The sequence below is a fragment of the Photobacterium indicum genome (assembly GCF_003026215.1).
Taxonomy (GTDB): domain Bacteria; phylum Pseudomonadota; class Gammaproteobacteria; order Enterobacterales; family Vibrionaceae; genus Photobacterium; species Photobacterium indicum.
In genome coordinates this window covers 283,530-310,078 of record NZ_PYOC01000001.1, presented here as the reverse complement: position 1 = coordinate 310,078, position 26,549 = coordinate 283,530, and the positions used below count along the sequence as shown (strand labels likewise).

General features: G+C 42.0%; 24 protein-coding genes and 1 pseudogene. 14 read left to right on the top strand and 11 right to left on the bottom strand.

Features of this window, described 5'->3' with window-relative positions:
* Positions 1-122 precede the first annotated feature (122 nt).
* Entirely contained in the window at positions 123-1,760 is a 1,638-nt protein-coding gene (locus tag C9J47_RS01295; RefSeq protein ID WP_107251887.1) for a methyl-accepting chemotaxis protein, read from the top strand.
* 28 nt (positions 1,761-1,788) lie between these two features.
* Positions 1,789-3,006, top strand: a complete 1,218-nt coding sequence (alr, locus tag C9J47_RS01290; RefSeq protein WP_107251886.1) for an alanine racemase — start codon at positions 1,789-1,791, stop codon at positions 3,004-3,006.
* 38 nt (positions 3,007-3,044) lie between these two features.
* On the opposite strand, the pseudogene C9J47_RS01285 reads toward alr, so the two are convergent.
* Positions 3,045-3,155 (bottom strand): annotated as a pseudogene (locus C9J47_RS01285) (IS1595-like element ISCza1 family transposase); the annotation flags it as partial.
* Between the two features lie 495 nt (positions 3,156-3,650).
* On the opposite strand from C9J47_RS01285, the gene C9J47_RS01280 reads away from it, so the two are divergent.
* From C9J47_RS01280 to C9J47_RS01255, 6 genes are read left to right on the top strand one after another with little or no spacing between them, the layout of a single operon-like run.
* Positions 3,651-4,049, top strand: a complete 399-nt coding sequence (locus tag C9J47_RS01280; RefSeq protein ID WP_107251885.1) for a DUF2170 family protein — start codon at positions 3,651-3,653, stop codon at positions 4,047-4,049.
* Positions 4,049-4,735 (top strand): PspA/IM30 family protein, encoded by a 687-nt coding sequence (locus C9J47_RS01275; protein ID WP_006228734.1) that lies wholly within the window; start codon positions 4,049-4,051, stop codon positions 4,733-4,735. The genes C9J47_RS01280 and C9J47_RS01275 overlap by 1 nt, the downstream gene beginning before the upstream one ends.
* Before the next feature lie 51 nt (positions 4,736-4,786).
* Entirely contained in the window at positions 4,787-5,812 is a 1,026-nt protein-coding gene (locus tag C9J47_RS01270; RefSeq protein ID WP_107251884.1) for an ion channel, read from the top strand.
* Between the two features lie 44 nt (positions 5,813-5,856).
* Complete coding sequence (locus C9J47_RS01265; protein ID WP_107251883.1) at positions 5,857-6,492, top strand: YjfK family protein; 636 nt, start codon at positions 5,857-5,859, stop codon at positions 6,490-6,492.
* 31 nt (positions 6,493-6,523) lie between these two features.
* Positions 6,524-6,940: a DUF350 domain-containing protein gene (locus C9J47_RS01260; RefSeq protein ID WP_006228731.1), complete on the top strand. Its 417-nt coding sequence runs from the start codon at positions 6,524-6,526 to the stop codon at positions 6,938-6,940.
* An 11-nt stretch (positions 6,941-6,951) separates the two neighbouring features.
* Positions 6,952-7,575, top strand: coding sequence for a DUF1190 family protein (locus tag C9J47_RS01255; RefSeq protein ID WP_006228730.1), 624 nt, complete (start codon positions 6,952-6,954; stop codon positions 7,573-7,575).
* Positions 7,576-7,642: 67 nt separating this feature from the next.
* Here C9J47_RS01255 and C9J47_RS01250 read toward each other — a convergent pair whose 3' ends face one another.
* The 5 genes from C9J47_RS01250 to C9J47_RS01230 form a co-directional block, all read right to left on the bottom strand.
* Positions 7,643-9,004: a cytochrome-c peroxidase gene (locus C9J47_RS01250; RefSeq protein WP_245903241.1), complete on the bottom strand. Its 1,362-nt coding sequence runs from the start codon at positions 9,002-9,004 to the stop codon at positions 7,643-7,645.
* A 302-nt stretch (positions 9,005-9,306) separates the two neighbouring features.
* A complete protein-coding gene (locus tag C9J47_RS01245; RefSeq protein ID WP_245903239.1) occupies positions 9,307-10,509 on the bottom strand; it encodes a hypothetical protein in 1,203 nt (400 codons plus the stop codon).
* Between the two features lie 220 nt (positions 10,510-10,729).
* The gene (locus tag C9J47_RS01240; RefSeq protein ID WP_107251881.1) at positions 10,730-12,034 is read right to left on the bottom strand and encodes an anaerobic C4-dicarboxylate transporter; all 1,305 of its coding nucleotides are present in this window, start codon (positions 12,032-12,034) and stop codon (positions 10,730-10,732) included.
* 25 nt (positions 12,035-12,059) lie between these two features.
* The gene (locus C9J47_RS01235; RefSeq protein WP_107251880.1) at positions 12,060-13,418 is read right to left on the bottom strand and encodes an MmgE/PrpD family protein; all 1,359 of its coding nucleotides are present in this window, start codon (positions 13,416-13,418) and stop codon (positions 12,060-12,062) included.
* The gene (locus tag C9J47_RS01230; protein WP_245903237.1) at positions 13,418-14,890 is read right to left on the bottom strand and encodes an aspartate ammonia-lyase; all 1,473 of its coding nucleotides are present in this window, start codon (positions 14,888-14,890) and stop codon (positions 13,418-13,420) included. The genes C9J47_RS01235 and C9J47_RS01230 overlap by 1 nt, the downstream gene beginning before the upstream one ends.
* Before the next feature lie 156 nt (positions 14,891-15,046).
* On the opposite strand from C9J47_RS01230, the gene C9J47_RS01225 reads away from it, so the two are divergent.
* Positions 15,047-16,000 carry a LysR family transcriptional regulator gene (locus tag C9J47_RS01225; protein ID WP_242610776.1) on the top strand — a complete coding sequence of 318 codons (954 nt, stop codon included), beginning with the start codon at positions 15,047-15,049 and terminating at the stop codon, positions 15,998-16,000.
* Positions 16,001-16,097: 97 nt separating this feature from the next.
* Here C9J47_RS01225 and C9J47_RS01220 read toward each other — a convergent pair whose 3' ends face one another.
* Both C9J47_RS01220 and C9J47_RS01215 read right to left on the bottom strand, forming a co-directional pair.
* The gene (locus C9J47_RS01220) at positions 16,098-16,526 is read right to left on the bottom strand and encodes a GNAT family N-acetyltransferase (protein WP_006228723.1); all 429 of its coding nucleotides are present in this window, start codon (positions 16,524-16,526) and stop codon (positions 16,098-16,100) included.
* 101 nt (positions 16,527-16,627) lie between these two features.
* Positions 16,628-17,791, bottom strand: a complete 1,164-nt coding sequence (locus tag C9J47_RS01215) for an MBL fold metallo-hydrolase (protein WP_107251878.1) — start codon at positions 17,789-17,791, stop codon at positions 16,628-16,630.
* 108 nt (positions 17,792-17,899) lie between these two features.
* On the opposite strand from C9J47_RS01215, the gene C9J47_RS01210 reads away from it, so the two are divergent.
* From C9J47_RS01210 to C9J47_RS01190, 5 genes are all read left to right on the top strand, one after another.
* Positions 17,900-18,508, top strand: a complete 609-nt coding sequence (locus C9J47_RS01210; protein ID WP_006228721.1) for a TetR/AcrR family transcriptional regulator — start codon at positions 17,900-17,902, stop codon at positions 18,506-18,508.
* Between the two features lie 233 nt (positions 18,509-18,741).
* Positions 18,742-19,050, top strand: coding sequence for a hypothetical protein (locus tag C9J47_RS01205; protein WP_006228720.1), 309 nt, complete (start codon positions 18,742-18,744; stop codon positions 19,048-19,050).
* Between the two features lie 284 nt (positions 19,051-19,334).
* Positions 19,335-20,498 (top strand): glutathionylspermidine synthase family protein, encoded by a 1,164-nt coding sequence (locus C9J47_RS01200; protein ID WP_006228719.1) that lies wholly within the window; start codon positions 19,335-19,337, stop codon positions 20,496-20,498.
* A gap of 28 nt (positions 20,499-20,526) precedes the next feature.
* A complete protein-coding gene (locus tag C9J47_RS01195; RefSeq protein ID WP_107251877.1) occupies positions 20,527-20,916 on the top strand; it encodes a GFA family protein in 390 nt (129 codons plus the stop codon).
* Positions 20,917-21,277: 361 nt separating this feature from the next.
* Positions 21,278-23,314: a methyl-accepting chemotaxis protein gene (locus C9J47_RS01190; protein WP_107251876.1), complete on the top strand. Its 2,037-nt coding sequence runs from the start codon at positions 21,278-21,280 to the stop codon at positions 23,312-23,314.
* Positions 23,315-23,408: 94 nt separating this feature from the next.
* On the opposite strand, the gene C9J47_RS01185 is transcribed toward C9J47_RS01190, so the two are convergent.
* The 3 genes from C9J47_RS01185 to C9J47_RS01175 all read right to left on the bottom strand — a co-directional run bounded on the left by C9J47_RS01185 (position 23,409) and on the right by C9J47_RS01175 (position 26,546).
* Positions 23,409-24,347 carry a hypothetical protein gene (locus tag C9J47_RS01185; RefSeq protein WP_107251875.1) on the bottom strand — a complete coding sequence of 313 codons (939 nt, stop codon included), beginning with the start codon at positions 24,345-24,347 and terminating at the stop codon, positions 23,409-23,411.
* Between the two features lie 188 nt (positions 24,348-24,535).
* Entirely contained in the window at positions 24,536-25,870 is a 1,335-nt protein-coding gene (locus C9J47_RS01180; RefSeq protein WP_107251874.1) for a hypothetical protein, read from the bottom strand.
* 52 nt (positions 25,871-25,922) lie between these two features.
* On the bottom strand, positions 25,923-26,546 hold the full coding sequence (locus C9J47_RS01175) for a protein kinase domain-containing protein (RefSeq protein ID WP_107251873.1): 624 nt from the start codon (positions 26,544-26,546) through the stop codon (positions 25,923-25,925).
* Positions 26,547-26,549 lie beyond the last annotated feature (3 nt).

Here is a 26,549-nt window from a genome sequence, read left to right as displayed (position 1 = left end):
AAATATTATCGCTGTATTTATCAACCACTCGATAACATTTCCACTGGCCTTTGATGGTCAAATAAAATGAATAAAAATTGTTTTTTCATCAACAAACACATTAGATCATAGGTAATACATTCATGTTCCTAAAACACTTAACAATTGGTAAAAAAATTGCGGGTGCATTCTCAATCATTGCGATGATGATTCTTCTTTTTTCCTTTTTCTTACATAATGAGCTAACAAATATCAACAGTAATCTCCTAAATTATACTGATGATACCCTGCCTGCATCTGAAAAAGTTGACAGTATACATGATCAAATTGCGAACTTACGACGTAGCCAATTTTTGGTATTCATCATGGAAGGATCCAAAGAAACTATTGCCCAAAAGATCAATCAAAATAAAGAAATTCGTAAAAACATTGAAGTAGAACTCCGTGCTTATGGGCAAACCGTTTGGCCTGGAGAAGAGGAAGAATCGTACAAACGTCTTATGAGTGGTTGGCAGCGTTACATTAATTATATAGATAATTTCAACAGCGCTATGTTACTTAATAATAAGAAAGTGGCTCGCTCAATTCTTCTGACCGACTCTTATCCTTCATTTAAAATCATCGAAGCTGAAGTTAGTGTCTTAACTGACATCCTAAAACAAGCAATGAATAGCAACCGCGCACAAATTCTTGACTCGATTAGTCGCTTGTCTCAAATGTCAACTTACAGCAACCTAGCCATTTTTATTTTCATGATTGTTATTACCTTATTACTTTCTAAATTAATTTGTGGGCCACTATCTCTAATTGTAAAACAAGCTAATGCGATTGCAAAAGGCGACTTATCAACCCAGTTAGATCGTGAAGCAATTGGGAATGATGAACTTGGGTCGTTAGCAGACGCCTCATCACAAATGCAAAATAACTTGCGTCAATTGATCGATGAAATTATTTCGGCTGTAACACAACTAAGCAGTGCAGTAGAAGAAATGACTCACATTTCAGATACATCCACAAAAGGAATGCACGGCCAACAGCATCAAATTGCTCAAATCGCAGCAGCTATGACAGAAATGAAAGCGTCAGTTGCCGATGTTGCCTACAACACAGAGCACTCCGCAAGTCAGGCTAGTGAAGCTAATCAACAAGCGAAAGATGGAGCGAAAGACAACAAAGCGATGGTAGATTCTATTAAAGAAATCGCCGGAGTTATTGATGATGCAGGCAATACGGTATCAGCGTTAGAAGAGCAGTCTCACCAAATTAACATTATCGTTGATGTGATCCGTGGCATTGCCGATCAAACCAACCTTCTTGCATTAAACGCAGCCATTGAAGCAGCACGAGCTGGCGAATCTGGCCGAGGTTTTGCTGTTGTGGCTGATGAAGTTCGTACTCTTGCAGGGCGCACTCAGGACTCAACTGGAGAAATAACAGCGGTTATTGAAAAACTACAAGTACTTGCCAAACACGCTAAAGTAGCAACAGTGAAATCCTGTGAATGTATTGAAACCTATTCAGAACAAGGCCACCGTTCTCTTCAGTTAATGAATTCGATTGAGCATTCCGTATCCAACATCTCTGATATGGGCACACAGATCGCAAGTGCTTGTAGTCAACAAGATTCTGTGGCGGAAGATTTAAGTCGCCATATAGAAACAATCCATGTTGCCTCTCAAGAAGTCGCCGAAGGGTCAAAACAAACGGCGTTAGCGTGCAATGAACTTAGTCAATTATCTTCCTCATTACATGAAGCAATGAATCGTTTCAAACTCAATTAATCTCATTAATTTACCTTATGGAGACACCATGAATTTTAAAATGACGCTATTATCGTTGGCGATTACTTTTCCATCGTTTTCTATTTACAGTGCGCCACTAGTCATTGATCAAAACCTACCAAGTGAGCAATCAATTCAACAATCAAATTCTTGGCTAGAAGTAAGCTTGGGTCAGTTTAAATCCAATATAGAACAGTTCAAATCACACATTAAAGCTGACACTAAAATTTGTGCTGTGATGAAGGCCGATGCTTATGGGAATGGCATATTTGGCTTAATGCCAACCATTCTTGAACAACAGATTCCTTGCGTGGCGATTGCGAGTAATGCAGAAGCTCGAGCAGTACGAGAAAGCGGCTTTAAAGGGCAGTTGCTCCGTGTTCGCTCTGCAAGTTTAGGAGAGATCAAACAGAGTTTAGATCTCAACATCGAAGAGTTGATTGGTAGCCACCAACAAGCAAAATTCATTGCTGAGTTAGGAGTAGAGCGCAATCAAAAAATCAACGTCCATTTAGCATTAAATGACGGTGGAATGGGTCGAAATGGTATTGACATGTCCACTGAGCAAGGAAAAGCAGAAGCTCTTGATATTGCAACGCAAGCTAACTTAAACATTGTCGGCATAATGACGCACTTTCCAAACTACAATGCTGATGAAGTACGAGCAAAATTAAAGAACTTTCAAACAGATTCATCTTGGCTCATCAAACAAGCTGATTTAAAACGTGACGAATTAACTCTTCACGTGGCTAATTCTTATGTTTCACTAAATGTACCGGAAGCGCAATTAGATATGGTACGTCCTGGCGGTGTATTGTATGGCGATCTGCCGACCAATCCAGAATACCCATCGATTGTTTCTTTCAAAACTCGAATTGCTTCTATACACCAACTCCCTGCCAACCAGACCGTGGGCTATGACAGTACGTATATAACCAAGCGAGATAGCGTACTTGCAAACCTTCCCGTTGGCTACTCAGATGGTTACCCTCGTAGAATGGGAAATCAGGCCGACGTCATTATCAATGGACAACGTGCGAAAGTCGTCGGTGTCACATCAATGAATACCTCCATTGTTGATATCACAGACATAAAAGGAGTGAAGCAAGGTCAAGAAGTTACACTATTTGGCAAACAAAAAAACGCACAGATTAGTGTGGCTGAAATGGAAGATTACTCAAAATTGATTTTCCCTGAGTTATATACCATGTGGGGGCAAGCAAACCCTCGTTATTACTTAAAATAGCCTGAACCCGGGATAAAAATTTTAGGGAACTAAAAAGGCTATGTCTGAATAAGCTGTTGCGGCATGCGTCCAGCAGCTTCTAATAAGCAATCTTCTGGGGTTATTCCTGTTTGATAACGCTCTAGCATTCGACGCCAGCCTAAATAATTCCCCTAATACATGTCTTAAGGCAAGAGGTACACCGGTATCGAGGTAAATCATTGCAGTTTCTCACACATAAATTAAGTATGATCGACCTACAACAGTTTGCTCAGACATAGCTTTTTTTACTCTCGTTATACTGTCCACACTCAGTTCTTCTCCGGCTATGCTCATCAAATACATTCACCCAAGAAATATCATTCAAAAAACCAACACAATTGATGATACATCCATCAGTAACGGAATAACGCACCGTATTATGTTTCCATCCAACTCAAACTTCACATTTGGTCACAAAAAATCATCAAAATTGCAAAAATACTCTGATTTTTTAACGCTATAAATTCATACTGTAGGATATGCTCTACATCTTTCAGGTATATTGAATATCAGATTGAACATTTACGTATTTAACGAACCTAATAAAACAACTGGTTATTATGCCTATGTACAGGCAAAAAGACGTAAAGTAAGTATTACTACTCACATATAAGGTATCGACTATGGCGTGGCAATTATTAGATCTTCTTCCAATTCTAAATGAGCATGAAGGTTGGCAGGTTGAAGCCAATGAGCAAACACTTGTTCTACGTAATGAAGATAACATCGAAGCGTACCTTGCCGTTGCAGGTGAGCAGATTCTTGTTGAAGTATTATTATTTCCTCACGATCAAGTTAAAGACGTAAACGCGCTGAATGATGAAATATTACGTACACACATGATGTTCCCATTATCTACCATTGGTATTAATACTATTGATGGTCACAGCTATTACATTGCATTTGGTTCTTTATCTTCTCAATCCAATGCACAGAGTGTTGTTATTGAAGTAGCAACTTTATTCCGAAATGTAGAAGCATTTATCGAGCTTTACCAAGAACACCTAGTGGAGACAGTATAATGAGCGTTTGGAAAAAATTATTTACCGCAATTAAAGGCGGAGCAAACGACGCAGCTGAATCTGTAGCTGATGGTCAAGCACTGCGTATTCTTGATCAAGAAATCCGTGAAGCAAAACAGGAACTTCGTCGTTCAGATGAAGCACTTGTTAGCATTGTTGCAAAACGTAAAATGTCACAGCAGAAAGTAGAAGCATTCAACAACGGCATTACAGAATATGAAGGCCATGCACGTGGCGCAATGGAAAAAGGTCAGCAAGAACTGGCTCTTGAATGCGCACAAAAAGTGGCTGCACTGCGTAACGAACAGCAAGCTGAGCAAACATACCTTGATCAGTTTGTAAAATCAGAGCAAAGCATGCGCACTAATATTGCACAAGCAAAAGACAAACTACGCCAGCTAGAACAACAGGTTGATGTTGTGAAAGCGAACGAAGCAGTACAAAAAGCACAATCAGCAGTATCAGCGACTAACGTGGGTGCCAATGCTAAAATGCATACAGCTGTTGAATCACTAGAGCGTATTAAACAACGCCAAACAGAGAAATCAGCACAGCTTGAAGCTGCAGCAGAAATGGCTGAAGAGCAATCTGGTAGTAGCCTTGATAAAAAACTGGCTGAAGCGGGTATCACCGCTGGCGGAAAATCATCGGCAGAAGATGAACTTGCGCGTATTTTAGGTAAGTAATTAGACTATCCTTCGTTATAATATTGAAGGATAGCGACAAGGAGGTAATTAATGTCGATATGGATTCTCTTTCAACGTTGGGCCGTAAAAAACTTAGGGCAGTTGAATGGACGAAACCTTTTACTTACCTTGCTTGGTTATAGTGCAATAAGCTGGCTATTACTTATGATGGCCGGTGAGCGTGCACTTACGCACTCACTTACCGATTTTGTTTATTATCTATTCGTAACAGCATCAACAGTTGGCTATGGTGACATGTCACCAACCACTGTGATGGGTAAGTGGGTCGTTTCTTTATTCATTATTCCCGGTGGACTTGGGTTATTTGCACTCGGTGTTGGGCGTATTGCAGGATTTTTCATTACTTATTGGAAAAGTGGCCTGTTGGGAAGACGGAGTCTTAAAGTGGACAATCATATTTTAGTGCTTGGCTGGAATGCACAGCGCACCTTGCATCTGATAAAAATGCTGCAACATGAAGAAAGAGGCAACCGCCCTATCGTATTATGCGTTCGCCCTGAAATAGAAAATCCATTACCGGGTGAAGTGGAGTTTGTCCGTGTGGCGAGCTTTACCGATAATGAAGGGATGGCACGAGCAAGCATTGAACAAGCAAGCTGTATTGTGATTGATAATCCCGAAGACGACGTAACGCTATCGGCAGCTTTATACTGTGCCAATAAAAACCCTACCGCACACCTACTTGCCTATTTCAATGACGAATCCTTAAGCCAGTTGCTTAAGCAGCATTGTCCGAATGCTGAATGCATTCCCTCTGTCGCGGTAGAGATGTTAGCAAAAGCAGCGGTTGACCCTGGTTCAAGCGAGTTACACCACGAATTGCTGAGTACGGATCAGGGCATGACTCAATACTCTGTTACTTACCCAAGTGGTTCAGCCATTACGACTATCGATATTTTATTCACGCTCTTTAAGCAAGAACACGAGGCGACTCTCATTGCGATTGATACGGGGGATGGCGTAGAGCTAAACCCTTCGCTACAGCGTGAAGTACCACCAGAGGCTAAACTTTTTTATATCTCTGATGAACGTATTAACAAGTTCAATTGGAAATAATAAATCTCTATTTGATATTCTTCTGAAACCGTTTAGGAAGCAACATGTTTAATTGGTTTAAAAAGAAAACAACGCCTGAAGTTAGCGTACCTAAAAGCCCTGAAATCTTAGGATTAAGGCTTGGTGGAGCGTTTGAACTAGATGATCTTAAACTTCGCCTTATTGAACCGGATCTTGTTATCGAGGGTGCATCACGTACTCAGCTTATCAAAGCCGTTGGCGTCGTTCAGCTTGATGAGCAAACGCGTTTAATCCGCTACTACACGGATGACGAAGGCTTTATTCAAGTGCTAACCCAAGGTGAAACAGAAGCCGATGTCAGTGAAGTGAAACTGTATTACTTCTACGATACCAAACCGATTGATACGGAATCGGAATGGAAGCATTTGCTCCATAACCAAATTGTACAGCCAACGTGGGAACTCGAAGGCCATACGTTTGATAAAGTATGGGACAACAGTAAACCCGTCGCGATGACAGAAAAAACCTGGCTCGAAAATGGTTCAATTAGCGAGACCGATCAATTTGTTATGATCTATGAACGTGAAGTGGGCAATGACATTTTTGAATCTGTTTTAGTATCAGGTGAAGAAAAGATAATCCATAACCGTGCCGAACGCTGCTTAGCCACGAGCACTGGTATAAATCTATCCCCTACAGACTTTAAGCTCATTGGCTAGTTTGTAATAACTTACTTATTTAGGAATCCACATGGATGTTTTAGCAAATTCGCTGGCAGGCCTTGGCTCTTTTCTTCTCTATTTCTCAATGTCATTGGCTTTCTTGATGTTGTTTAAATTTGTCTATGTTCGCATTACGCCACACGACGAATGGAAACTGGTTAAAGAAGATAAAAATATCGCGGCTGCAATCGCGTTGGCGGGTTCAATTATTGGTTACAGCATTGCCATTGCTGGGGCTGCAAGTAACTCGGTAAACTTAGTCGACTTTGCCGTTTGGGGCATTGTGGCGCTTCTTGCTCAGCTTATTGCTTTCGTTATCGTTCGCTTTGGTTTTATGCCAAAAATTGTTGAACGTATTGAAGCTGGCGAAATACCGGCAGGTATTCTTATGGCGGCAACCTCTGTATCTGTTGGTCTACTGAATGCCGCTTGTATGACTTACTAGGAGCAGCCAAAATGAAACGAAGTAATCAGGTTGTACTAGCCAGTATGCGAAAAAATTGGCGCACATATTCTGTTGCGCCAGTTACTGTCGCTTTTGCAGGTGTGTTATCTGGATGTACTGATAACAGCAGTGAAGCATCCATTTATCAAGGGTTAAACGACTGTGTCGATGACAACCCTAGCTACACCAGTGAGTGCCAAGCTGCCTATCAGAATGCGCTAGCAGAAGCAGAGCGCACAGCACCAAAATATCAAACCCAATACGACTGTGCAGCAGAGTTTGGTAACAATGCTTGTGTACAGTCGCAACAGAATAATTGGTTTATGCCAGCAATGGCAGGCTTCATGTTCAGCCGAATGATTAACAACAACAACCGTGGCTATTATTCACAGCCAATGTTCCGCTCATCATACCCAGGAAGTATTTTTTATGATCGCTGGACGACGGCAGATGGTAATGATTACGGCCGTAGTAGCTATAAAAAAACCAAAGTCCGAGTATCGAAAGATCAGATGAAACCCAAGGCAACAGTCAACCGTACGATCTCTCGTGGTGGGTTTGGCTCAACGGTTTCAGCGAAGTCGAGCTGGAACAGCAGCAAATCATCATCCGGTAGTAAAGGATGGGGTGGATAAACCCTCCCCCGCAATCCAAACGTCATTAATGAAGCATTAATAGCACACTAGCGAGTCGAGTCATTATTTATGATTCAGGCTCGCTTTCTTCATTTATAACCTCAGGAAAAGGGTTACTGAAAATGGGATTCACTAAAAACGCTTCGTCAGTTAATGCTTCAAGAAACATGACCAACGCCTCTTTCTCTTCTTCGTTAAGATCAAAACGTACCGGACGACCATTAGAAGAATTCCTTCGCCTTAGCGCAGGGGCTAAATTAGGGTGCGCCTGAACACCGCTATTATAAAATTCAATCACTTCGTCTAAGTTACTAAAACGACCATCATGCATATAGGGGGCTCTTACCGCGACATTACGCAGTGAGGGCACTTTAAAGAAACCACCTCCCACACCTTGATCAGCACTTGTATTGGCATCTAAACCATTTACGTGTTTATTGTCGGCCGCATGCGCTGATGTCTGGTGACAAGTATCACAGCCAAGTGAATCTGAATTATCATCTGGCACACCAGAAAAAAGCTCTAAGCCTCGTAGTTCTTGCTCAGAAAAAACGGCGCTAAAATCCGGAGTATCAGAGCCACCTACCGTAAAGGCTTGGTCATATTTAGAACCATAACTCACCATAGAGCGAATAAACTGTGCTAGTGCTCTTGATATACGATCGCTGGTAATTGCATCATCACCGAATGCAGCTAAAAATAGAGGAGCATAAAAACTGGTTAGTCCTAACTTAACTTCAAGATCGAGTAAGTTCATTCCCATTTCAACACTATCTTGAATGGGCATTAGCACCTGCTCTTCTAGCGTACCCGCTCGCTCATCCCAGAAGAAACGGCCTCTAGAATAATAAGTGGCATTGGTTAACCCCATAGAATGACGACCTGTTTTACCGCCATCAAAGCCATTGCTCAGCACTTCAGGATCAGAGAACCCATGTAGCTGAATATGGCAAGACGCACAAGCCACAGTATTGTTAGCCGACAAGCGAATATCGTAGAAAAGCACTCGACCAAGCATTGCCCCCGCATTCGAAACATTGTTATCTGCAGGCGTATTATCTTGATCGACCACATTACCAAAACGCGCACCTGCGTCCATGTAATAGCTTGGTCTCGCATTTAAATAAGCTTCGTAGTCGTGGAGAATACTCAAATCTGGCAGTGGTAAACCATCCTTATCGAATAGCTGTACTGTCGGATCTTCTGGTGGAGGGTCTGCTGGTGATAGATCAATAGTATCATCAGGCGGTGAGGTATTATTTTCCTCAGAATTTTCAGTGCTTTCTTCTGCATTTACAGTACTATCGGAAACGACAGTGGGAGTTTCATTGTTTAGCTCGTCGTTATTCAATGTGTCATCAGAACTATCATTGCAGGCAACAACAGTAGTCAAAATAACGACCATAACCAATACATTGGAAGTAGTCATAAGATACCAAAACCTAGCAAACTCATTATTATTAATTTATACAGGTAACTACCTCAACAAAGGTAAGTCGCATATTTCCTCTAACTGTAAAGACAGTCAAAAACGCTGATATTTATTACCGTAGCTACCCTATAATTCAGGGTATATTTAAATGGCAGGTCTTAATTCTGATTAATGAGATAGTTAAAGCAGTATCAATATGTTGCTAGTATCTGTTGTCGTAATTGATGCGTAATATATCTACGCAGCATAAAAATAGAATGATAAAAAGATCGAAGAATCAATACTTCATCAACAAAGCTTTATTTTTGAATATGCCAACGTAGCTCTTTTAATCCATATTGCGACAATGTGTGAAAATAAACGGTTTGCTCATCTAAAAACACCCCATCAGTACCGATGTATTGCCATAAATAAGGATCGTATAATCGCTGCTTGATACTAATACTGGTTTTATTCACATCAAGTACAACCAAACCCGACGGGGCAATGGGATAGACAACTCTTTCCACTACCTTATGTGGCTCCACTTCATTTTGGTAATCAATAATCGCAGGCTGAGCTTCACGCACAAAAGGAGGTAACATGCTGAGTGCATTTACAACGGACCCTTGCTCATCAATTAAGTATGCGAAACCTGTATTATTTTCCTTCGTGCCAGTAATTAAGAATCGATTCACGGTAGGCAAAAATTGCACATCATACGTGTAGTACTGAACATCGTCACGAAGTGCCACTGGTTGCTTAAGCAAGGTGTTTTTTATTGGATCATAAATCGAATACATTAATTGAGCATCTGTTTTATCATCAACAAATCTCTGCCATAGCAATAGTGCAACATGCTGAGAACCCGCTAATATTGGCCACCAATCACGATGATTGTCACCAACAGATACAGAAAGCTGCCCTAGCTCTTTTCCTATTGAATTATAAGTTTTAAGCAATACATCATCACCCGAGCCAAGATCATCAACCCCGCCTCCGTCTACCCACCCTTCAGAAAAGAATATAACAAAGAGATTATCAACAGCAGCAACATGCCCCGAATGCCCGCCATCAAAAGCAACTTGTTGGTAAGGGGCTATCGATTTAAATTGAGTATCAAACACGGCATAAGATTGCATTAATTCATGCTTAGCCTGATAAGCATCTTCCATCGTCACCATGATATGACCATCACGGCTTATTGCTGAGCTTGCAGGCTCTTGAGCAGTATGATCAGGTGCAGAAATTAATAATTCAGGAGAGAGTCGCGTAGAGAGATTGGAAAATGAAGCCATATATACGTCATGGCTCCATTCCTTATCATTATTTGATAATTGTAATTTCTCTGATACAACAGAAGACCAAATTGACACATAGTGGCCATTCGGTAACGGCAGAATATCTAAGCCATGCTGAAAAGCACGAAGGTCACGATCTTCTGCATGTCCAACATGAGAACAAAATAAGATAATGATTAACAAATATTTAGCGCTAAAATACCCTATTTGTTCGCCAGTCATACTCTACATCTCAGCATGTACTTACTCTCAGCCTAAAAATAATTCGAGTATGATAAGACTAATACATAAGAAAAAAGTCGTTAGCTAAACTTGCATTTAGGGCTTTTTTGAAGCGCTCAAATAACGTTCAACATTTCATTACCACTAATATAAGGCTGGGTTTAACTATCATAACCAGCCTTACAAAGGCAATAATGCCAAACACCATCTTTTGAGCCTGCTAGACAAAAATATTCGCCAGTATAAAACCGAACGGTACAGCAGCCACGATACCCAACATGCCCGGCAGGAAGAACGGATGGTTAACAATGAAGGAGCCATTCCACCGACTGCTGAGGAAAGAGCCAGTGTCATCCGTTGCAATGGCGAAAGCCGTTGTTGGATAAATATTGGTCATATACAGCGCACTCACCGCAACAAAACTGGCCAAGATTGTAGCTGGGTCAACATTTAGCGACGCTGCAATTGGCACTAACAAAGCACTGGTTGCTCCTTGGCTAAACAGCAAAGCCGATGTACCAAAGAAGACGACCGCCAGCAGCGCCGGATACTCATTTAGTACATCACCCGCCAGTATTTTTATCTCAGGGATATGCACCCCAATAATGGTTGAGCTCAACCAAACAATACCGAGGATCACGACTAAGCTTTCTGCACCATCAGCAAAAATCGGCGCTTTCTTGATTGAAGTAAGCTGAACCTTACACACCATTGCCATAATAAAGCTGGTTAGCAGCATCACAATAACGATGATGTCACGAGAACCCAAGGCATGACCTAGCAGCGGTTTAAACAACAACAAGGCGACAATAAATAACACACCGCCAAGGAACAACCACACCGAACGCTTGGCTTCAATCGTCGGTTCAATCTGTTTCTGCTCTTCCGGCGTAAAGTTTACCAACCCTTTCTCGACACGTTCTTTGAAGATTGGATCATCTTTCAGCTCACACCCCTGCCGACTTGCTACGAATGAGGCAACAACAGTACCAAACAAGGCAGCAGGCATGATCACGCTTAGCGCAGTGCCAAAACTTACCCCCATCGTTTCAACCACGACGTACATCGCAGCGGTCGCTGCCGAAATCGGCGAAGCGGTAATCGCGATTTGAGAGGCAACAACTGCCGAGCTTAGCGGCTGGCTAGGACGAACCCCGTTTTCCTTGGCGACTTGCTGGATAACATTCAATACCGACATTGCCGTATAACCCGTGCCCGCAAGTGTCGTTAGCACAAAAGTAGTGGCTGGAGCCAGAATATTGATGTACTTAGGGTTATTACGCAGCATTTTTTCAGCGCAATTTACCATGTAGTTCATACCGCCCGCTTGCTGCATCACCGATAGCGCCAAGATCACGGACATAATGATCAAAATCACCGAGACCGGAATATCTCCCGGTGGTAAGCCAAGCCCAAAAACAGCAATCGCCATTCCTAAACCCCCCGCCAACCCTACCCCGATACCACCTAAACGAGCAGCAAGAATAATCGCGCTTAATAACAATACTATTTGAAATATAATCATTGGATACCTCCTTCCACTCCCGTTATTAATTCAGGAGTTGGTTAAGTTCTTCATACGTTGCAGTTTCTAAATGCGCTAATACTGTTAGCCAGTACAGGCATCGATTTTCGCCATATTTGGCTACAACACAGGCCATAAACTTCCGGTCTATTTCTTCCTGTAAAAAGGGCTTTTCTGGGTTACCTTTCGCGAGATCGTTATCGAGGCTGATCATCTCGCCATTTTTTAGATAAACCCTGATTTTGACAGGAGCCGTACCGATAAATCCCAGTTCTTCGAGTTCGGGATCAATACGCATCTGAATCTTCAGCATCAGCGCCTGAATACGCTGATCCAATACCGCTTCATCGGTAAATTCAGTCAAACCCACCCCACCATGAATCAATCGAGCAGCAAGGGCATATTGCATTGAAAACTTAGCCTCAATGGCATTTTGGGGGCAATTACACACCAGCTCTCTTGGCCCCAGTAAGCTCACGCCAACCTGTAAATACTCAATGTCATCAGCACCTAGTGACCTTTCTTGCAAAAAAGCATCCCAACAATCAATGGCAGGATGGCTGCCGCTACAACACGGATATTGCTTAAAAACCAGACCGTTTTCTTTCAGGTCCCAGTATTTACCCAATGTTACCTCTGCCCCTTCGAGGGTAGTAATACCGGTGAAACACTGAGCGAAACCATCAGCAGACTCAATCACATTGGGCTTCCCTGTTACACCAATCATTGCCAACTCAACGGCATTGATACCGTTAAACGCTGCCAACCCTGCATGCATCGCTTTGGTTTGACTACCGAAGTTCCCTCGAACGCCGGATGCCGACGACGCGGCAATCGCCAGCGCATGAGCTAAGGTATCTTCATCAAGATCAAGCAGGATCCCAGCAGCAACAGTTGATCCAAAAACACCAATCGTCGGGGTGGTATGCCATCCCTGCTCAGACAACTGCGGCATCACCCATCTTGCTATCTGATGTTGAGCTTCAACGCCTGCGATATAAGCTCGTAAAATGCTCGCACCATCCAGCTTCCGCTCTTCGGCTACAGTAAAGGCCACGGGAGCGACAGTCACAGTTGGGTGACCAATCGTCGCCCAGCTCACATCATCAAAATCAAGGGCGTGAGATGCAGCCCCATTCGCATAACTGGCATAAGCCATATTGCTTTTTTGTTCAGTGCCAAACACACTACAATTACCCTGTGGCGCACGCTGAATGGCAAACTGTTGAAGATTTTTGGCAACTGGCATATCGCTACCGGCAATAGTGACGGCAACATAATCGGTCAATGCTGTTTTGGCTATATCGATAACTTCATCAGGAATATCTTCAAACCGAAGACCCACGCACCAACGTGCGATTTGCAGTATTAAGGAGTCAGCCATTATGCCGGCTCCTTAGTATTAACCTCAGAGTTCAAGTTTTTCTGAGGAGTCGCTATTTCCTGTTGATAACGAGTGACTGCCGCCGCACTGGCTTTGGGATCAGTCATAACCATCGGATCCAACAAATAGTCAGCCTGCTCTGGCGTTAGCAACTGCTCGTCTAATACTACATCTCGCACACGTAGGTTTTGTTCGAAGGCTTTCGCAGCAATACGGCATCCTACTTTGTAGCCAAACAGAGTCGCTATCACCGTGGCTAATGCGGTGCTTTTCTCCGCATATTCACGGCAAACAGGCTCGTTGGGTAACAAGTCTTTCAGGCACTTTTCAACAAACAATGGAATAGCATTAGTTAGTAAGTTACACGACTCAAATAGTGCCTTGATAATAACCGGCTCCCAGACATTGAGGTCCAGCTCGCCACCTTCAACCGCCATCGTGATAGTCACATCATTACCAATTACCTGATAGGCAATTTGATTGATCAGTTCTGGCATCACAGGGTTAATTTTGCCCGGCATAATTGAAGAGCCGGGCTGAACAGCGGGTAAGAATAATTCGTTGAAACCAGCACGCGGACCACTCCCCTGAAGACGAAAATCAGTTGCCATCTTAGATAAAAATGCAGCCAACTTTTTCAGTTGGGCTGCAACTTCAAGGTAGGTATCGCCATTTTGCAAACCGTCGAAGAAGTTATCTTCAGCAATAAACTGTTCACCCGATATTTCCCGAAGCTCGATATATACCTGCTCTAGGTAGCCCTCATGTGTAGACAAGCCCGTACCAACCGCCGTAGCACCTAACGGTAAATCAAGTGTTTGTTCGCTTGCTGTTTTCAACGATTGATGCAGACGGTGAACTTGATGTAAATAGCCGCTGAATTGCTGGCCAAGAGTAATAGGCACCGCATCTTGCAGGCAGGTTCTCGCCAGCTTCACCACGTGATCAAATGCTTGGGTTTTCTCTTCCAGCATGACTTCAAGTGCTGCGACCTCTGCGATCAGCGCATGTAAGTTAATACGGCAAGTCATCTTCATCGCTGCAGGGATCACATCGTTAGTCGACTGCCCCATATTGACGTGAGTATTGGGATGTACAACATCATAGCCTTTCTTTCCGGTAAGAATTTCGTTAGCGCGATTTGCTATCACCTCGTTGGCGTTCATATTGGTCGAGGTTCCGCCGCCACCTTGAAAAATGTCAATCGGGAACTGATCATCGAAACGGTGATCCATCATTTCCTGTGAAGCCTGTACAATCGCTTTGGCCACAGTGGCGTCTAGCGCACCAATTTTGCAGTTAGCTTTAGCTGCAGCTTGCTTGATAGCCGCTACGGCCCACAAATAATGCGGTACATCTACCGCCGTACGACCAGATACAGCAAAGTTATCACGGGCACGAACAGTCTGAATACCGTAGTAAACCTCATCGGGTAACATCATCTCGCCTAATACATCCGTTTCTTTTCTCATCGCTAAGCCCTGCATTTTTTAGATATTTTGGAAATACTTTTTAAGTACTTTCGGAATAACTAGGATTCTATGCCATGGCTTTGTTTGATTTTTTGACGTAACTCCGAACTTAGCTAGCAGTGGAGAATATAATAGAGAGTATTAGTTCAACTTATAATGCAGCCACATATGGACAATATTGCCTTTGATCTTCGCCAACTCAGAACCTTCATTACCGTGGTCGAGACCGGCTCATTTAGCAAAGCGGCCCAACAGCTTAATCAAACCCAATCTGCGGTTTCACAGCTGGTTCAGAGCCTAGAGCAGATACTTGACAGCAAACTGCTAGACAGAAGTAAGCGTCCAATCAAACTGACACTGGCTGGACGTGAACTGTATGAACAGGGCAGCAAACTACTGGCTGAATCGCGCAAACTACAAGACTGGATGCACTCGATAGAAAAAGGCAAGCTACCCCGATTGCGTATTGGCATGGTCGATTCGGTTACCCAAATTGCGGGTATAGAGTTGCTCAAATATCTCCAACCCAAAGTTGCCCATATCAACCAGATAACTGGCACCGCCCCAGAATTGCTAACCTCACTTCAGTCAGGCAAAACCGATATCATCATCAGTATGGCTAATCAGGATATCCCACAGGATCTCGCCATGTTCCCACTATTGGGAGAGCAATACGTCGTTGTTACCCCTGCAAACTGGGAAACGAAAGACATCCAATGGCTGGCAAGAAACAAGCCTTATATCGCCTATGAAAACTGGACACCAACAGGAACCCAAACCAACAATTGGCTACGCTGGCGTAACTACAAGCCACAGAGTCAATTCTCTCTTGATCGCGCCGATAACGTGCTGGGTATGGTGGCAGAAGGATTGGGGTGGTCGCTTTCCTCACCCACGTTTTTGGCTCGACAGCTTGAGCTACTGGATAAACTGGAATGCCAGCCATTACCTGCTCCTGGCATCACCCGACAGTTAGCCGTCATCAGCCGAAAGGGGGAATTTGGCAGCTTGATTGAAGAATTTGTTGAGGATATTAGGAATATTGTTCTCAACCAGAAAGTACAAGAAGTGCAAAGGCGCTGGAATTGGATTAACGTCGAAGGGCTTTAGCGCCAATAATGAAATAAAGAAGAACGGTCAACAAGCTTCTCCTCATCGGAATGATTGGATGCTATCTTACCGTTTCAACCAAACCAGCACTTAACAATCAGTCACTGACGTTGTTCAGCATAAAATGATGAGATGTTATATTAAAGCCTTCACGAAGATAAAAGCGATGAGCACCATAACGCTGTACACCTGAATCTAAATGTATTTCTCTACATCCTTCGTTTTTAGCGTACATCTTTAGCCATTCAATCATGTGCTTTCCCGCCCCAACAGATCGTGTGTCTGAATCGGTAACCAAATCATCAACGTATATTGATTTACCCCACGCCAATTTTAGGTTAACTGTAAAGCCAGCCACACAAACAACTCGCCCATCGAGTTCGACGTAAGCGACTTGATATCCCTGCTTTTGCTGTTGAATAATTTGTTCACACAATGAAGCAATATTAAATGCAGGGCGTAATTGCACAAGAACAGTGGCAGCCCTTTCTAATTCTTGTTGGGTTTTAGCAATATGTACTTCCATGATTCCCTCCAGTCAACTTCATAAGAGCAATAAGACCAACTATCATAATTACAGTTTCTGACGTTTTAATGAATCTGTTATCTCAATTTCAGCGTTACTTATTATTGTGAGTTAAACACCAATGGAATTGCTGCACCTTTGTCATAAACATCTTGCCACCAATACGCCGTTTTCTCTGCTAAAGGCAGATCAATAGAAGCACCTACCATCGGTGTCACTAACTCAACATCATATTTAGCCGCTTCTGCAATCAAATCATTTACAGGCTCATCCCACTGATGAATAAAAAGTTCATACGTTGACCAATGGACAGGAAACAATTTATCAGCTTGAACATCTAAATGTGCCAGCATGGTATGAGATGCTTGCATATGCCCCCAGCCTTCAACAGGATAACCACTGTCTTCTTTTAAGTTGGCTGCAACTTCAATAAAAGCCAAATCGAACGGACCTAAACGTTCGCCTATTTGCTTAAAATGCTCACCATAAGCAGTATCGCCACTAAAAAATACACTACCAGTATCAGCCTGAATTGCCCAAGAAGCCCATAGCGTTTTGTTTGAATCAAACAGCCCTCTACCTGAATTGTGGTTGGCTGGTGCCGCAGTAATGGTTACTGAATTTATTTTCTGACTTTCCCACCAATCAAATTCTTTAATATTTGTTGGTGGAACACCCCATTTTTCAAGGTGACGTCCAACCCCTAGCGGCACAAAAAACATCACATCTTTGTTGGCATAAAATCGGGCTGTATTTTCTTCTAAATGGTCATAATGATCATGCGAAATCACAATCACATCAGGTAATGGTAAATCTTCACGGCTTACAGGGGCCGCAACATTACGCTGAAACATTCGGGCAAAAAAAGCAGGGGCTGCATATTCAAATACAGGATCAATTAAAATACGTGTTTTGTCGGCTTCTATAAATAATGACGAATGCCCGAGCCAAGTCACACGTAATTGCTCACTAGGGTTTTGTAATCGTGTAATATCAACATCTTGATACGGTAATGCTTGTGAAGGCTTATATTGGCTACGTTGGGCAAAAAATTTCCATAGCATTTTTACAATACCCTCTTGGTTTTCAACCTGTGGAATACGAGAAATAACTTTGCCATCAAAGAATTGAGCTGATTGTTCAATACGCGTTTGACGTAAATCAGCACTCAGAACATGTTCCCCCGTAATAGGATTATCATTACAGGCAGCCAATCCAAGTACACTCATTAAAGGAATCAACGATGTTTTCAACTTGGTATTCATATTTATGCTAGCCTCAAAAGTAAACGATGATGTATACTTTTAATGATAACGTGAACCGCCACAAAGTAAACACATACGTTTACTTTTATTTATAATATTGAGTGATATATGGTTAAAGTTGCTGAAATAAAACAAGAAAATATTATTCTGGCTGCTATAGCCCTTTTCACTGAGAAAGGGCTAGAACAAACCAGCATGGAAGCAATATCCAAAAAAGCAGAAGTCTCTAAGCGAACGCTTTATAAATATTATCCAACGAAAGACAGTCTATTTAGCATGATTATTGAGCGTCTATTCTCAAACATACATACCATTGCTGACGTTCAATTTAATACCACAACATCGGTAAAATCTCAGCTTACCGCGATAGCAGAAACAGAAGTCAAATTGCTTTGCAGCGATGAATTTCTTTCGCTTGCACGCATGGTTTTATCTGAATGTATGCGATCAAGTAAATCTGCGACCATCATGCAAGAAAAGATTCAAGATTTAGAAGGTTGTATTGGATTAACTCAATGGATAGAAGCAGGGATTGCAGCCAATAAGCTTGATGTCGCTTATCCAAAAGTCGCTTCTGAACAATTTTTTGCCTCAATCAAAGCGATTATCTTTTGGCCTCAAATATTAGTCCACCTTCCACCAGCAAATGCAGAAGAACAACAAATAGCGATTGAAACATCGGTTACACAATTCTTATGTACCTATTTAAAAGAATAGTATTTCAAATCAGTTCAAAATCGGTACTCATCTTCTGGTGAGTGCCGCATCCGCAATACATTTCAATAAATACCTTTCCCTCATCCCAGCTTTAGGCAAGTAAGCATTCAATCGTTGAATACCTTTCTGATTAAAATTCCCAATAGGTATATAAAAAGGTTTACACGCCAATCTATTGACGGTAAATTCCCACGAAAATATAAAACACCGTTCAACACTTAAAGGGAATAAAAATGAAATGCTCAAAACTACTTGCGCTAATAACATTGTCGCCATTTATATTGGCAGGTTGCCAGACAACAAGTATGTTTGATATACCTAAATTAGTGAAATCTGGTCGTATTGCCCCAGTGACTACAGAAGAATTACATGCCATCGATAAAGGCACCGAGGTTAAGGTCGTTCAAAGTATGTTCACCCGTGCAGGTGGAACATGCACCCTCTTGGAGAAGGCACTTGAATGCACAGATAAAAACTCCGTATATAAATTTAATATACTAGATGGTGCAGTAGTAAGTAGTAAGCACCAAAAAATCATGTAACCGACTTCTCTTATATTCCATAACACCGTATCTCTTTTCTAAATCAATTTAGGTGTATGAAATACCACTGTACATAAAGCCATTGGAAATCCTTTTACTTTGGCTTTTTAATGATCCCTTCGTTTAACTCGCTCCTCCTCGGTATTCGTCTTTAAATATTACAACTCAAGTTTGGCTATCACGCTGAAAAGTGTCATATTCTCAGTAGCGTAACGCTTTATACCCAAGCCACCTCAAGGTAACTTGTGTATAACACCCTTTGTATGCAGTAAGGACAATCACGAATGCTCAGAATTGACAGTAAGGAACGTAAACATTGGCGTGAATTAGCCGCCGAATATGGCTTTGGCTTTCACTCGATGTATGAAGACCCTTATTGGGATGAGACCGCTTATTATCAATTCACGTTAGAGCAAATTGAACGTGATATCGAGGATCCAACCGAAGAGATACACCAGATGTGTCTTGATGTGGTAGATACTGTCGTACGAGATGAATATTGGTTACGTAAATTCCAAATACCAGAAGCCATGTGGCAAAACGTATTAGATTCATGGCAACGTAAAGAACCCTCACTTTATTCTCGCTTAGATTTTGCCTATGACGGTACAGGGCATGCGAAGCTATATGAAAACAATGCGGATACGCCAACCTCTCTTTTCGAAACAGGGTTCTGGCAATGGCTATGGCTTGAAGATCAAGTTAAAAGCGGAGCTATTCGCCGTGATGCAGACCAATTTAACTTACTGCAAGAGCTGCTGATCAATCGCTTTAAAGAGTTAGCGCATTCTCAGCCAGGCCAAACACTGCACTTTTCTTGTTGTCATGATACAGAAGAAGATCGTGGCACTGTTCAATACATGGAAGATTGTGCAAAAGAAGCCGGACTATCGACTGCCTTTGTTCACATCGAAGATATTGGCTTGAACAATAGAGGGGAATTCACCGATATGGCAAGCCGCCCTATTCGTTGGATGTTCAAACTGTACCCTTGGGAATTTATGTTCCGTGAAAACTATGCAGAAAACCTAACCGATGCCAAGGTTAACTGGTTGGAACCCATGTGGAAGTCGGTGATTAGCAACAAAGCACTATTGCCCCTTTTATGGCAAAAATTTCATAATCACCCCAATCTATTGCCCGCCTACTTCCCGGATGACAAAGGGCTTAGTAGCTTGCGGGACTACGTTATCAAGCCGTTATTTGCACGTGAAGGTGCCAACATTTCCATCGTCCAAAATGGCAAGCAAACCTTGCGAGTTGACGGTCCTTACGGTGATGAAGGGGTGATCTATCAGGCATACCACCCTTTGCCTAAATTTGGTGATTATTACACCCTAATTGGCAGTTGGCTGGTTAACGACAAACCGGGAGGGATCTCGATAAGAGAAGACAAATCAAAAGTCACTCAAGATATGTCTCGTTATTTGCCACACATTATTTTGTAGTTAGCACAAACAAGGGAATACAAAAGAAATGGATCTCAAACCTATTCATACCGGGCAATGCCATTGCGGTGCCGTGAAATTTACCGTGAAGTTACCTAATGGGCTAGAAAAATTACGCCGCTGCGACTGTTCCATGTGCCGACGCAAAGGGGCTATCGTGGCATCCGTAACCTTATCCAACCTGACTATCACGGCTGGCGAAGACGTACTACGTTTGTACCAGTTCAATACCCATACGGCAAAACACTACTTTTGTTCTAACTGTGGTATTTACACTCATCACCAACGCCGCTCAGATCCGACGGAATTCGGGATCAATGTAGGGTGTTTAGACGGCATTAACCCGTATGAATTAGGTGAAGTGCCAGTTAGTGATGGTGTGAATCACCCAGCAGATCGTCAATCACAGAGCAAATAGAGTAAACAATTCGATTCATGGTTTCATGAAACAGCTTTGCTTGCGTCAATTGGCGAAAGTGCCCATAAAACCCTGCAGTGAAACATTCTTCTCCTAAAGAGCCCCCCTATTAATCAAACAATCAATATGCGCTAAGTGGCTTATATATAAGGTAATTAGTTATGATTGAATGGGGGATTTTTTTACATCTCGCACGTAAATCACCCAAATTGGCACACATTAAGCTAACTTAGATCAAGGTAACTGTATTTCTATTTGATTTATGCATGTCTGGTAATTTACACATCAAAAAATTCTATGCATCATTCTTTTTCAAATTTATCGGTGGAGGAGAAGTCACTATGACTTACTCTGAATGTACATGTGGAAAAAGATAAAAAATAGCAGTATTAGCGTCCAGTTACGGTTGGTGATTAGCCTCTTTTTGATTATTTCATTTTCTTCAATCGCAACCATGGTGTATCAAAACGCTTCTGATGTGTTGTTAAAAGAAACCATGGAAGAGCATCAGTCAAAACTTAATGCGCTGGCTGACACGATTGCGAGTCAATTTGATATATATTTAGACAATGCCAAGCAGTTAGAAAGTGCTTTTCGTAATGGTTATTTGCATGGGATTACGTTTAATGGTGAACTAACCCAGTATCAAGGCCAACAGGTCGTTAATGCCTTTATCAATGATCAATCTTTGGTGGGGAACATAACAACGATTGATCGCTTCACTCAAGACACCGGTGCTGTAGCAACTTTATTCCTTGCCTCACAAGGTGACTTCTTACGAGTAGCCACCTCACTAAAAACTCAAAGTGGAGAGCGTGCGGTAGGCACTTTATTAGGGAAAAACCACCCTGGCTATGCCGCTTTGAGAAGTGGTAAACCGTACTACGCAAAAGTTACGCTGTTTGGGCATGCTTACTTAACATATTATTCCCCGATCAAAGATACTCATGGTCAGGTTCAAGGTATCTCTTTCATTGGATTACCGATTGAAGCCGCAACGAAAGCTATTTTTGCAAATCTAGGCAATATCTCTTGGGGTGACACTGGGTATACATTTGTAACAGATAATGATCCTAACCGACTTGGGGTATACCTTTACCACCCTACTCAGCCAGTGGGTAATAAGTCGATTATAGCTATTAGCGATTACAATGGTGATAAACCGTTTGGTCAGATCTTTGAACAGACAAGTGGGGTGTTATTTTACCCCTTTGAATATCAAGGTGTGATTGGCGAAAAATATGTGGTGTATACCGAAGTACCAGGCTGGAACTGGAAGCTGCTGGGTGGCACATTTGTCAGTGAAGTAACCAAAGCTAGCCAAGATCTGTTGAATTTGATCATCATGATTTCTGTGGTGGTCGGCACAGTAACATTTGTTTGTTTGAGTATTTTACTCAATAAAATGACCCGCCCACTGACGGAGCTTTCTGGTTATATGGATCGTCTGGGGGAAGGCGAAGTTAGTCTGTCTATGTCGGGCGGAGAAGCGCAGTCTCACAATGAAATTGAGCGCCTAACTTATGGTGTGCGTCATATGGCACACAATCTTAATGAGCTTGTTAGTCAAATTCGCACCACCAGTGATGCAGTTCAAACGCAAGCTGATAGCGTATCAAGTGATGCCAGTGCCTGTTTGTCGCAGTCTGAAAAGCAACAGGATCAAGTGGAACAAGTGGTCACTGCCATCGAAGAAATGGCATCGTCGGCGCAATCTGTGGCGCAGCAAGTAGAAGAAATAGCATCCAGTGTACGATCAGCCAATGAAGATAGTGTCTCGGGTTCTGAGTTGGTGGGGCAGGTCAGCGTCGAAATTGCGAACCTCAATGAACAGTTGCGTCAGTCAGCAGAAGCGATCGATAAAGTTAGCCTTGAAAGTGACAACATTCAGGCCGTGACACGTATGATTGATGAGATAGCAGGACAAACGAACTTGTTGGCATTGAATGCAGCTATTGAAGCTGCGCGTGCTGGTGAACAAGGACGTGGGTTCGCGGTGGTTGCTGATGAAGTGCGTACGTTGGCGCACCGTACGCAAGAATCAGTGAAAGAGGTTGTTGCCATCATTGATCAGTTACGTTTGTGTACCAACAGTGCTGTGACCATGATGTCAGAGAGTCAAACGAAAGGTCAACGAGTGACAGAGCAAGCCACTCAAGCGGGATTAGCGCTGGAAAGTATCACAATGCAAGTGACGGCCATTGCGGCGCAATCAGAAGTGATTGCTGCGACCTCTGAAGAACAAGCGCATGTGTCACAAGAAATTGCAGCAAACGCGACGGAGATAAGTAATCTCAATCAGCAGAGTCGTGATGTTGTCGCTAAAACATCAAACAGCGCAGCCACATTGCAAGGTTTGTCGGGCGACTTGAAACAACAGGTGAACTACTTCCATTAATTACGCTGAACATGTAACTTTTATCAAATTTCAGGAGGCCTTTGGGCCTCTTTTTTTAGAACTAACGAATTAATACATTACGTTATAGCCGTGCTTAAAAAGTAATATTGCGAGGTATAGCAATCACTGGGCGTGTGATTCCTCCTAGCTTCTGGATTTCAAGAGCACTTAAACGACGCTCATAAGCCTCTAAAGCCACTTGGTCTATTGCCCTGAACAGTTCATAGCGAGAATCATAACCCCACAAATGCATTTGAGTCAGCATTTGGTTCACAACAGTATCGTATTCAAAATGAACATCACCCAAGCCACTCATCCCGTTTAAACCGTAATTGATACGATCTTTTATCCAGTTTTTTCGCCTTGTTAATTCCATATCTATTTGTGTTTTGTTGATTTCTGATGCTTTTAAAAACTTATTAGACTTTACGACTAAACCACGTTCGTTCATATCTTCTAAAAAGTCCAACAATCGAATATCGCCATTTCCTTTGAGCTCTTTTAGTCGTTTTTTCTCATCTACCGACATATAAGGTTCTGGCGACTGAACATAATTACCGCTTTCCGCCACTCTCATCAAACCTTGCAAGTTCCCTTGTAATGTTCTTTCGCAATCACTTCTATACCAAGCCTTACGGCGGCTGATTAAGCTGACTCCTAGCGCTGAAACCGTGTTGTCATAAGAACCATCAATTTTCGTTGAGCCGTATTCCAACGGTACCGTATTTGTTGTACCACAATAGTAATTAATCAAATCACATTGATATGATTTCAATACACTCGCGTGAGTCATTTCGTGAATGAAGTTTGGCATATCATTTTTTCGATATGTTACATGCGCTCCGATTAACTTTTTAGATACAGCATCATACAGCGGCATTGCATTCGGGTTTGGAGCCTCACAATAACTGATTTTAAAATCTCGACTCTCAGCTAAACTAATCAATTCTTGGGCTATTTTTGCAAAAGTAGTGGCTGATGCAGCCCCAGCAACGATTGATTTTAATTTTGCTACGTTTAGGCTAATTTTCATTTACTTCTCTCACGCTATAATTTTTATATTACGTTAGTTTGTATTTATACTCGCACACTAAATTTTGGCTGACTAAATAGGTTGAAATTCCGTTATTGTGAGCCTCTGAGACGTGATGAATAAGCATCGTATTCAAATAAAATTAGGGCCAACGCAACATTGCGATGACCCTTTTAATAACAACTAAGTTAAATCGACGCTTTACGTCGAAAAGCAGCTTGGCGTTTTAACGGCGACTTATGTCTACGTATTGCATTGCTACGCTGCAATGCATGCCACTTTGGTGCTTCTACATCGGTAGTAATCTGATAGGCATCTGGCGCTTCTAGCTGCTGTTTAAGCAATTCGTTTTGCCACCCACAACCAGACGAAAAGGTCAGGCTGTATTCACCACTGTAACTACGAATATACTTACCAGATAACTTCTTCATATTTTCGATATGTTTCATACCTTTAATACAACTTACATCCGAGATTAACTGACCTTTATGATCCATCAACTTCAAAAAGTTATATGAAGACGCCGCAGAACCGGAATGCAATACCAACGCTCCAACCACAGGACTCCGCTTTAACGTCGAACTAAACCAACGATTAAATCGGACTTTGTCTCCTGTAATCGAATTCTGAGAAAGTAATTTTGACTGCTCATCTTTCGCTTTTTTCAACACTCGATACAGGTTTACTCGTTGAATAAAATATTCGATAAATTTAATTAAGCGAGTAATGGCACCACTTACATAACCAAAAATACTACCAAACCCGCCAGCTGCATCTCCGGCAGCTTCAACGGTAAGCTTTGTTACCGCAATAAGAGAATCAATAGTGCCCGATAACGCCTTTGATACCATATGATTTTCAAGCCAATAAGCAATCTCATTTGGGTGGCCATCAAGTAATGCAACACCTTTACCTGAGCGATGAATGGATACCGAATCAACCACACCATCAATTGCCTTTTTTACACCGGCATACAAATCAGCTGCACCTTGGATATAACCAACACCTGGAATAAGTTTTTTTAATTCTTTGGATACTGATTCGGTAATTGATTCAACAAGCCAACCAGACAAATCAGAAAGAAAAGATAATACCCAAGAAGAATGTGCGTAAACCTTTTTCAGTAGTGCAATAATTTTCCCAATACCCTTTGAAATAAGAGCTTTCAGTTTCTCTTTTACTTCCGAAAAAGCATGTGAAACAGCACTGGCGGCTTTACCAACCTTACTGTTTTTAATGACTGCCGCAACACTTGACGCCGTTTTAGTTAAAGTAAACTTATCGTCAGCATGGTTTAGAATAGTCGTACAGCCCTTTTTTGCTAGCATTGTTATATCTTCTAGAGCTGTCGTATCGGACAAGAGGTTGCCAACAACTCCCGTGCTTACACCACTTGCAGGTGACACTTCTAATTCAGCTAAATAATTAATAATATTGACTCGAGAATAAAAAAGCTCTCGCTGTTGTATGTCCATCTGAGATGTATCCCATCTCTCGTTAATATCAGCAATCGAAACAGGCATAGTGCCTCCTATTTATTATCATTATGTAGTATTCGGTTCATTCAACTATTTATTATTGAATTAATGTTTTATTGAACCAATGTGTTAGTGAGCACTTAATGGAAATGGCTCGACTCCGTATTTTTTTGTCCGAAATAAAACTTATGGTCTGCTCGATCATTTTTGATAAAGCGTACCAATCATCACTAACAGTAACTTCACCTAACCCTTTTAGTTTATTTTCAGGTGAATACCCCTTTGACACCTGCCAGCAATCTAATCCTTGCCTATTTGTTCCTAAAGGAAAGCTCGCACCAAAATCAATTAGTCGAATAGAGCCGGTTTCAGGTATAAACAAAATGTTTGATGGCTTTATATCGCCATGAACCCAGCCACTGCGATGGCAATGGTCAATTGCTCTAATAATTGCAGGCAACACATCCAAAAATTGGCTGACTTGCTCTATTCCAAATTTATTCAAAGGAATGGCATTTCTGTAATATGTGCAAAACAAATATTTGTTACCGTTATCTACACGCACTAACTCCTGAATATAAGGACCCTTACAATCCATAAGAGCTGATTGCTCACGTTGAAAGTCTTTTTCTATGGCATAAGATTTCCCAACTTCATCCCAATTAACCAACTCATTAACAACAAAATGAGTACTCGCATTTTTGCTAGTTGATGACACCATTCC

Excerpts from the sequence above, each read along its gene's own strand:
- C9J47_RS01185 (WP_107251875.1), bottom strand. The coding sequence starts at position 24,347 with ATGAAAATTAGCCTAAACGTAGCAAAATTAAAATCAATCGTTGCTGGG.
- C9J47_RS01255 (WP_006228730.1), top strand. The coding sequence starts at position 6,952 with ATGAAACGAAGTAATCAGGTTGTACTAGCCAGTATGCGAAAAAATTGG.
- C9J47_RS01265 (WP_107251883.1), top strand. The coding sequence starts at position 5,857 with ATGTTTAATTGGTTTAAAAAGAAAACAACGCCTGAAGTTAGCGTACCT.
- C9J47_RS01275 (WP_006228734.1), top strand. The coding sequence starts at position 4,049 with ATGAGCGTTTGGAAAAAATTATTTACCGCAATTAAAGGCGGAGCAAAC.
- C9J47_RS01195 (WP_107251877.1), top strand. The coding sequence starts at position 20,527 with ATGGATCTCAAACCTATTCATACCGGGCAATGCCATTGCGGTGCCGTG.
- C9J47_RS01200 (WP_006228719.1), top strand. The coding sequence starts at position 19,335 with ATGCTCAGAATTGACAGTAAGGAACGTAAACATTGGCGTGAATTAGCC.
- C9J47_RS01175 (WP_107251873.1), bottom strand. The coding sequence starts at position 26,546 with ATGGTGTCATCAACTAGCAAAAATGCGAGTACTCATTTTGTTGTTAAT.
- C9J47_RS01235 (WP_107251880.1), bottom strand. The coding sequence starts at position 13,418 with ATGGCTGACTCCTTAATACTGCAAATCGCACGTTGGTGCGTGGGTCTT.
- C9J47_RS01215 (WP_107251878.1), bottom strand. The coding sequence starts at position 17,791 with ATGAATACCAAGTTGAAAACATCGTTGATTCCTTTAATGAGTGTACTT.
- alr (WP_107251886.1), top strand. The coding sequence starts at position 1,789 with ATGAATTTTAAAATGACGCTATTATCGTTGGCGATTACTTTTCCATCG.
- C9J47_RS01190 (WP_107251876.1), top strand. The coding sequence starts at position 21,278 with ATGTGGAAAAAGATAAAAAATAGCAGTATTAGCGTCCAGTTACGGTTG.
- C9J47_RS01210 (WP_006228721.1), top strand. The coding sequence starts at position 17,900 with ATGGTTAAAGTTGCTGAAATAAAACAAGAAAATATTATTCTGGCTGCT.
- C9J47_RS01260 (WP_006228731.1), top strand. The coding sequence starts at position 6,524 with ATGGATGTTTTAGCAAATTCGCTGGCAGGCCTTGGCTCTTTTCTTCTC.
- C9J47_RS01225 (WP_242610776.1), top strand. The coding sequence starts at position 15,047 with ATGCAGCCACATATGGACAATATTGCCTTTGATCTTCGCCAACTCAGA.
- C9J47_RS01270 (WP_107251884.1), top strand. The coding sequence starts at position 4,787 with ATGTCGATATGGATTCTCTTTCAACGTTGGGCCGTAAAAAACTTAGGG.
- C9J47_RS01230 (WP_245903237.1), bottom strand. The coding sequence starts at position 14,890 with ATGAGAAAAGAAACGGATGTATTAGGCGAGATGATGTTACCCGATGAG.
- C9J47_RS01240 (WP_107251881.1), bottom strand. The coding sequence starts at position 12,034 with ATGATTATATTTCAAATAGTATTGTTATTAAGCGCGATTATTCTTGCT.
- C9J47_RS01280 (WP_107251885.1), top strand. The coding sequence starts at position 3,651 with ATGGCGTGGCAATTATTAGATCTTCTTCCAATTCTAAATGAGCATGAA.
- C9J47_RS01250 (WP_245903241.1), bottom strand. The coding sequence starts at position 9,004 with ATGACTACTTCCAATGTATTGGTTATGGTCGTTATTTTGACTACTGTT.
- C9J47_RS01220 (WP_006228723.1), bottom strand. The coding sequence starts at position 16,526 with ATGGAAGTACATATTGCTAAAACCCAACAAGAATTAGAAAGGGCTGCC.
- C9J47_RS01245 (WP_245903239.1), bottom strand. The coding sequence starts at position 10,509 with ATGACTGGCGAACAAATAGGGTATTTTAGCGCTAAATATTTGTTAATC.
- C9J47_RS01180 (WP_107251874.1), bottom strand. The coding sequence starts at position 25,870 with ATGCCTGTTTCGATTGCTGATATTAACGAGAGATGGGATACATCTCAG.
- C9J47_RS01205 (WP_006228720.1), top strand. The coding sequence starts at position 18,742 with ATGAAATGCTCAAAACTACTTGCGCTAATAACATTGTCGCCATTTATA.
- C9J47_RS01295 (WP_107251887.1), top strand. The coding sequence starts at position 123 with ATGTTCCTAAAACACTTAACAATTGGTAAAAAAATTGCGGGTGCATTC.